The following is a 6,360-nucleotide window of genomic DNA, read 5'->3' as shown; positions in this document are numbered from 1 at the left end:
TCCCCGGACTTGCCGTGCTCACCGGTGCTCGGATACTCGCGGAGATCGGTGACGACCGCTCTCGGCTCGACACGGCCCGAAACCTGAAGGCCTACGCCGGAAGCGCCCCGGTAACGAGGGAATCGAGCAAGAGCCGTCGCGTCAGCCACGGCCGGATCAAAAGGGCAGGTCATGGGGCGTCAGCAGTGGTGGCTGAAAAGTGGTTTGGCGGCCGTGACCGCGCTGGCGTTCGCCGCTTGCTCACCCACCGGACAAGGGCCGGCGCCCGCGGCGACAGACAACAAACCGTCCGCGCCCGCCGGCACTCCAGGCGGTGAGGCCGCCGAGTCCGGCACACTGCCGGGCCTCCCGACCGCGGAACAAGCCCGGACGGAGTTGGCGGGGCTGACGGTGGCGGCACAGGGCTCGATGCGTGGCTACAGCCGCGCAAAGTTTCCCCACTGGGCTCAGCAGGGTGAAAGGTGTGACACCCGGGAGAAGGTCAGCTGTTGGCCGTCTCGGCAGCGTCGAACCGGTCCAAGGGCGATCAGGGCCCGGACGAGTGGCAGCCGCCGTCCAAACCCTGCTGGTGCACCTACGCCCGGGCCTGGGTGTAGGTGAAGGCGACCTACGAGCTGTCGGTGACCGAAGCTGAGAAGAACACGCTCACCGAGATGCTGGGTACCTGTCCCTCATGAGCGACCACGACCCCCAGCAGGAGCGGCTCGTCGACGAGGTGAAAGCCGGGCGCGGCGGCGCGATGACCGACGAGGTCGGCGTCATCACCGGCGAGCTCACCGTGGCCACCAGCCTGCTGCCCGAGGGGCGCGCCAGCATCGCGATTCAGTACACGGACGCCGACGAGTGGTACACCCTCACCGGCAGCCCCGCCCCGGTGCCGCCGGAAGGCATGGCCGCCCTCCATGAGCAGGTACTGGATCGGGTCCGCCGCGATGGCGGCGCCGAAGCACCACGCTGATCCCGCACAACCGACGGCTTCGTCTCCCTTGCCCACGGCCACGATCACTCCGGGCGAGCTGCCGCTCTGGTAAGGCTCCCCGGGGCAGGGCTCCCGGTCCCTGCCAGCTCATGACGCCGCCAGGCGCGGCCGGTGACGCCTCGCTTTGAGGAAAGCCGTGACCAGCACTCACTCGGCCGACGCACCGGAGGAGGTGAAGCCAGAGACTGGGATTTAGCGTTCGGGTAGTGCCCCGCGCTGACAGGACGCAGGGCTCGGGCGGCCCCGCACTCCGCGCCCTGGGTAGGGGCCGCCCCCGACGTGGGGCAGGTCGACGGCGCGGGCGGTGGTGATCCACTCGGTGAGTTTGACGTCGTTGCCCTCTGCCGGTTTCAGCAGCGCGGCGAAGCCGCGTACGAGATCGGCGAGTGCGGTCATCTCCGGGCAGGTCCCGGCGATCTTCTCCAACAGGGTCGCTCCCCTCAGGCGCAGATTCTCGGGGTCGGTGAGCAGAAGACGGCTGGCGTGGCGCGGGGTGGTGACGGGGCGGTCGCCTCCGGCGTGGCCCTGATTGAGGTAGCGGACCAGTAGGTTGGCGCTGACGGTGTAGCCCAGCTCTCGGATCTCCCGCAGCAGTTGGGTGGCGGGGTCGGCCGCACGGCGGGCGCGCAGATGGTCGCGGTAGGGGTCGGCCGGTAGGCGGGGGCGATGCGCTGGGTCTGCGGTTCGGGCATGCGGGCGTAGCGTTTGACGGTGTTCAGGGCCAGGTTCAGGCGGCGGGAGCAGTCGAGCAGACCGACGCCCCGGCCGAGGAGATCGTGGACCTTGTTCCAGCGTTCGCGGGTGGTCTGCTCGTGCACTCCGCCGGGGCGGGGCGGGTTGATGTGGGCGACCGTGATGCTCGAGCGCTTGCGCGCTGAACGTGCTCGCATCACCGCGACTGCTGCCGAGCTTCAGGAGGCGGGGCGCAAGCTGGATCTGTTGATCGAGCTTGCCGCCGATCCAGGTGCAGCACACTGCCCGGCATCGCTCGACGAGTGAGCACGGTGAACGGCGGGCCGGCCACCGTCCAGGCCGGGCGCGGAGTTCTCCGCAAAAGTGCCCGGCCCCCATCCGCAGTGGTCTCGGCCGGTATCGCAGCGGACGGCACCCGCAGCCGTCTATCGCGATGGACGCAGCGGAAGGTGACGGAGGCTCCAGAGCGCTATATGTCGCTTCAGGGCAGCTTCGGGAGCACAGGGCCTGCCCGGCCAGCGCAGGGGAAGCTACGTACGGCCTCGTTCGTTGCGCTGGCCGGTCAGTGGTCACCATGCACGCCCAGGTGCGTGATGCCGAAGCTGTGGTCGTACTTGAGGCCGTACTTCATGAGGCGGTCGAGACCGAGGTGGAACAGGCCGACGGCCCCGGCGACGGTAAGCGCGCTGGTGTGCCATCCGGCTCCGGCGACGAGCAGTGCCAGCGGCAGCGGCGCGGTGTGCGCGAGGTTGTAGGTCCAGGCGCCTACCCGCGGGCCAACGAGGTACGCGAGCCAGGACAGGTCGGGGACGAGGAACAGTGCCGGGATCAGCCACCAGGGCTGGCCGGTGGTGGCAAAGACGACGAGAGCGGCTCCGGCGACGGCCAGACCTTCGATTCGCAGCCAGCTCAGTGGTTGGCCGGTGACCACGCCTGGCGTTCCGACGGTCGCATCGGGCTCTGTCAGGGCTGAGATCTTCGCGTCAGCGGATGGTTTCGGGGTGTTCACGGGTGGGTGGGCGGCGGTCATGCCGGGCCTCCGGGGGGGTGGAGTCATCAGGGTCGGCTTGCAGGCCGGTGATCAGGGTGTCGATGAGGAAGTGGTAGCTGCGAGTGACCTCGCGGGGCAGTCCAATGCCGTCGGCGGCCTCGATGATGGCGAAGCCGTGAAGCGCCGGTCGCACCATCCGGGCGGCGTCAACCTGCGCGAACTTCGAGCTGGCACCGTCCCCCTCCAGCTCGACGCCACGGAACAGTGACCCGACGAGCCCATCCGACCCGATAACCGCAGTCGTTGCCCGGACAACTGAGCCAGAGATCTCCAAAAGCATTAAGGAACGCGCCAGTTGGCGGTGCGAGTATGAGGGCGAATGCGGACGCGGCAGTCACACCGGCCGGTGCGCCAACCGGCACGGGCAGACCACATACGGCACTGGCTCGCGCGTCATCCTGACCACCGCGCAAGTTGCGGAATGCTCCCGCGTCCGCTGGATCAGCGCCCCGTAGCACGTACATGATCACGGCCATGCGGACGAGGCAGACCAAGGCGCCGGTGATGTCGAAGCGCGCTACGGCGACGGCATTCTCAAAGAGCGCGCAGGCCCCGGTCGGCGAAGGCGATCAGCCACTCGAAGCTTTCGTCGATGTTGGCGCTCCACTGGAAGGCTCCTGCCGCCTGCAACGTGGCGAAGCCGTGGCAGAGGGTGCGGAGCATGCGCAGGGCGTGGTCCACGTCGGGCTCCGCGACCTCGTAGCCGCGCAGGACCGCCGTGAACGAGTCGAGCAGCCGCTGACTCGCGGTGGCCAGGGGATCCTCCGGGCCGGACGGTTCCATGCCGATCGTCGCGGCGTACCGGCCGGGGTGGTCCAGCACGAAGGCACGGAAGGCGCGCGCCGCGGCCGCAAGGGCGTCGCGGCCCGCGTACCCCTGGACCGCGCCGCCGACGGCGTCGGCGGCCTCGCGCAACGCCAGGGCCGCGATGCGCCGGTTGAGGTCTTCCTGGCCGCCCACGTGCTTGTACAGGGACGGGGTACGCACGCCCACCCGCTCGGCCAGCAGACCCATCGTCAGGTTGGCGAGGCCCACCTCGTCGGCGAGGGCGGCACCGGCCGCGACCACGGCCGCCGGGTCCAGGCCGGCCCTAGGCACGGGCGGCGACCGATCGGAGGAAGGTGAGCATGAGCGAAACCACCTGGTCGGGGAACTGGTCGTGCGGGTAGTGCCCGGCGCCCTCAATCATCTCAAGGCGGCCGAGGCCGGACGGCAGGGCATCGACGATCGCCGACCCCTCGGAGTGCGGGTCGGCCCAGTCGGGGTCGAGCGTGCCCATCACGACCAGGACCGGGCAGTGTACGTTGCCGAGCTGGGCACCGGCGTCGGTCGGGGCGCTGCGGCCCATCCCCTGCAGGGCCTTCATCCGGCCCGGCTCGCGCAACAGGGAGTCGATGCAGCCCAGCCGCTCGGCCCAGTCGGCCGGCTTCACGCCGGGGTAGGCCACGTCGAGGTACGAGCGCCACAGCGGCACACTGCCGAACGCGCCCGTGCCGAGCAGCCGCAGCATGCCCTGCCGGAAGCGCTTCACCCGCAGGTCGCCGAGGCGGATCGACTGCTTGCGAGTGAACGGCGCCAACTCGACGACCGCGGTGATCAGCGAGGGCTCCTGCGCCGCGGCGATGGTGGCGGCGCCGCCGGAGATCGAGTGGCCGACGAGCACGGCCGGGCTGCCCAGGTGGCGGATCACGGCGAGCAGGTCGCCGGCGATAGCAGTGCGGCTCCAGGTCGACCAGTCGGCGCTGGACCGGCCGCAGCCGCGCATATCGACCGCGGCGACCCGATAGCCCGCTGCCACCAGCGGCGGGATCACAGCACGGTACGCGGAGCGGCTGTCGCCCATGCCGTGCGCGAGAACGATCAGCGGGCCGGACCCTGCCACCTCGTAAGCGATCGTGCCGCCGTCGACGGCGAGGTACTCGGTCATGACATCTCCCAAGCTTGGCTAACATGCTTAGCTAAAAGCTAATCTCAATAGCCAAACCTGTCAACACGGCCGCTGTTACGGCTCCAGGAACCGGCTCCAGGTCAGTGACCAGTGAACCTTTTTCATCCTGAATAGCCGCAGGTCATCAGGGTGTGGACGGCCTGGACGATGGTGCCGACGCGTCGGGTGGAGCATCTGGTTCGCCGGAGGATCCGCCACTGCTTCAACTGAGCGAAGGCGCGTTCGCCGGGCGCCCGGAGCCGGGCGTGGTCACGGTTGAACTGCTGGTATTGCTCGGGCTGTTCGCGGTGGCGGTAGTACGGGGTGCGGACAGTGGCGCCGGCGCCCTGATAGGCACGGTCCGCAAGAATGAGGATCTGCCGGGTCAGGCATGCCTGGATGATGCCGTGGGCGCGGGCCGCGGTCAGGTGGTGAGTGCGTCCGGGCAGGGCACGCGAAAACCACAGGGGTGTGCCGTCGGGTGCGGCGATGACCTGCACGTTCATACCGTGCTGCTTGTGTTTCTGGGAGTAGTACGGCTCGTCTGCCTTGATGCGGTCGGTGGCGATCAGGGTGCCGTCAACGATGACGAAGTCGCCCTCGCCCAGTCCGGTCAGGGCCTCGTGCAGGCCCGGCGCCCATGCCGCGAGAACGTCCAGGGTCTCGTCGACGTACCGCCAAGCCGTCGCGGTCGAGACGCCGAACCCGGCCGCGAGCTGGGCGAACGTCTCGTTCTTCCGGAGATGGGCCAGGGCGAGCAGCGCCTGTTTGAAGCAACCGAGCTGTCGCCAGGCCCCTGCCGGCCGCTCTCGCGATCGCGCAGCAGGAGACATGGGCCGCAGCACACACTCAGTACGCCGCGCAGCCCACCGCGGACCGTCCCGACGGGGCGATCGTCGCGACCACCGCGCCGAACCGGTGGGACGGAGAGCCGGTCCGCGTGGATGCGCTGGTGGTCCACCGACGGGCAGGCCCAGGCCGACGCCAAGGAGCTCATCACCTGGGACCTCAACATCGACTCCACCGTGTGCCGGGCCCACCAGCACGCCGCCGGGGCGCGGAAAAAGGGGACCTGCACAAGGAGCCGCCGGGCGGCGTCGCTGTCGAGCCGGACGACCACGGTCTCGGCCGCTCGCGCGGCGGCCTGACCACCAAGCTCCATCTGGCCGTCGAGCAGGGCCAGCGGCCCATGTCCATCGTGATCACGGCCGGGCAGCGTGCCGACTCCCCGCAGTTCGAGCCCGTCCTGAACAAGGTCCGCGTCGCCCGCCAGGGTTCAGGGCGTCCGCGCACCCGGCCCGACCGGGTCCGTGCCGACAAGGCGTATGCGTCTCGCAAGAACCGTGCCTACCTGCGACGTCGCGGCATCCGCTGCACCATCCCGGACAAGGCCGACCAGGCTTGTAACCGAAGCTCGGCTCGCGGGGCGGTCGGCCGCCCAAGTTCGACGCCGAGGACTACAAGGCTCGGCACGCGGTCGAGTGCGGCATCAATCGCCTCAAAAGGCACCGCGCCGTCGCCACGAGATACGACAAGCTCGCGGTCCGCTACGAGGCGACCGTCCTCGTTGCGGACATCAACGAGTGGCTGTGACCAGCACATTCGATACACGCCCTAGCTTGATCTTTAACCTGTGCGGCGTGGACGCGGGGTCGTTGACTTCTTCGTCCGTCGTTTCGCGGGGCTTGGTTTGCCGACTGTGTGCACGTC

The 6,360-nt window shown here is 69.4% G+C and carries 8 protein-coding genes and 3 pseudogenes; 5 read left to right on the top strand and 6 right to left on the bottom strand.

The features are described from left to right. Nucleotides 1-170, top strand: a pseudogene (locus ACFU8Q_RS37855) (transposase); the annotation flags it as partial. 503 nt (nucleotides 171-673) lie between these two features. Continuing rightward, nucleotides 674-958 (top strand): hypothetical protein, encoded by a 285-nt coding sequence (locus ACFU8Q_RS37850; RefSeq protein WP_384463594.1) that lies wholly within the window; start codon nucleotides 674-676, stop codon nucleotides 956-958. A 297-nt stretch (nucleotides 959-1,255) separates the two neighbouring features. Here the strand turns inward: ACFU8Q_RS37850 and ACFU8Q_RS37845 are convergent. Continuing rightward, nucleotides 1,256-1,827: pseudogene (locus tag ACFU8Q_RS37845) on the bottom strand (ISL3 family transposase); the annotation flags it as partial. Between ACFU8Q_RS37845 and ACFU8Q_RS37840 the strand changes: the two are divergent. Beyond that, the gene (locus ACFU8Q_RS37840) at nucleotides 1,763-1,978 is read left to right on the top strand and encodes a hypothetical protein (protein ID WP_384463604.1); all 216 of its coding nucleotides are present in this window, start codon (nucleotides 1,763-1,765) and stop codon (nucleotides 1,976-1,978) included. The pseudogene ACFU8Q_RS37845 and the gene ACFU8Q_RS37840 overlap by 65 nt on opposite strands. A gap of 256 nt (nucleotides 1,979-2,234) precedes the next feature. Here the strand turns inward: ACFU8Q_RS37840 and ACFU8Q_RS37835 are convergent, their stop codons facing one another. The 5 genes from ACFU8Q_RS37835 to ACFU8Q_RS37815 all read right to left on the bottom strand — a co-directional run bounded on the left by ACFU8Q_RS37835 (nucleotide 2,235) and on the right by ACFU8Q_RS37815 (nucleotide 5,483). After that, nucleotides 2,235-2,603, bottom strand: coding sequence for a DUF4260 domain-containing protein (locus ACFU8Q_RS37835; protein WP_384463591.1), 369 nt, complete (start codon nucleotides 2,601-2,603; stop codon nucleotides 2,235-2,237). Nucleotides 2,604-2,655: 52 nt separating this feature from the next. Continuing rightward, nucleotides 2,656-3,003 (bottom strand): TetR-like C-terminal domain-containing protein, encoded by a 348-nt coding sequence (locus ACFU8Q_RS37830; RefSeq protein ID WP_384463588.1) that lies wholly within the window; start codon nucleotides 3,001-3,003, stop codon nucleotides 2,656-2,658. A gap of 254 nt (nucleotides 3,004-3,257) precedes the next feature. Next, on the bottom strand, nucleotides 3,258-3,791 hold the full coding sequence (locus tag ACFU8Q_RS37825) for a TetR/AcrR family transcriptional regulator (protein ID WP_384463598.1): 534 nt from the start codon (nucleotides 3,789-3,791) through the stop codon (nucleotides 3,258-3,260). 22 nt (nucleotides 3,792-3,813) lie between these two features. Then, nucleotides 3,814-4,650, bottom strand: a complete 837-nt coding sequence (locus ACFU8Q_RS37820; protein ID WP_384463585.1) for an alpha/beta fold hydrolase — start codon at nucleotides 4,648-4,650, stop codon at nucleotides 3,814-3,816. A 122-nt stretch (nucleotides 4,651-4,772) separates the two neighbouring features. Next, nucleotides 4,773-5,483: a transposase family protein gene (locus ACFU8Q_RS37815; protein ID WP_384463582.1), complete on the bottom strand. Its 711-nt coding sequence runs from the start codon at nucleotides 5,481-5,483 to the stop codon at nucleotides 4,773-4,775. Between the two features lie 111 nt (nucleotides 5,484-5,594). On the opposite strand from ACFU8Q_RS37815, the gene ACFU8Q_RS37810 reads away from it, so the two are divergent. Further along, nucleotides 5,595-5,798 (top strand): hypothetical protein, encoded by a 204-nt coding sequence (locus tag ACFU8Q_RS37810; RefSeq protein ID WP_384463601.1) that lies wholly within the window; start codon nucleotides 5,595-5,597, stop codon nucleotides 5,796-5,798. Further along, nucleotides 5,774-6,243, top strand: a pseudogene (locus tag ACFU8Q_RS37805) (IS5 family transposase); the annotation flags it as partial. The gene ACFU8Q_RS37810 and the pseudogene ACFU8Q_RS37805, both read left to right, overlap by 25 nt. Between the last annotated feature and the right edge of the window lie 117 nt (nucleotides 6,244-6,360).

The organism is Streptomyces sp. NPDC057543 (assembly GCF_042801895.1).
Lineage (GTDB): Bacteria > Actinomycetota > Actinomycetes > Streptomycetales > Streptomycetaceae > Streptomyces.
This window is presented reverse-complemented; position numbering and strand designations above follow the sequence as displayed.

Coding starts and splice junctions, on each gene's coding strand:
- ACFU8Q_RS37850 (WP_384463594.1), top strand. CDS start 674: ATGAGCGACCACGACCCCCAGCAGGAGCGGCTCGTCGACGAGGTGAAA.
- ACFU8Q_RS37830 (WP_384463588.1), bottom strand. CDS start 3,003: ATGCTTTTGGAGATCTCTGGCTCAGTTGTCCGGGCAACGACTGCGGTT.
- ACFU8Q_RS37820 (WP_384463585.1), bottom strand. CDS start 4,650: ATGACCGAGTACCTCGCCGTCGACGGCGGCACGATCGCTTACGAGGTG.
- ACFU8Q_RS37815 (WP_384463582.1), bottom strand. CDS start 5,483: ATGTCTCCTGCTGCGCGATCGCGAGAGCGGCCGGCAGGGGCCTGGCGA.
- ACFU8Q_RS37810 (WP_384463601.1), top strand. CDS start 5,595: ATGCGCTGGTGGTCCACCGACGGGCAGGCCCAGGCCGACGCCAAGGAG.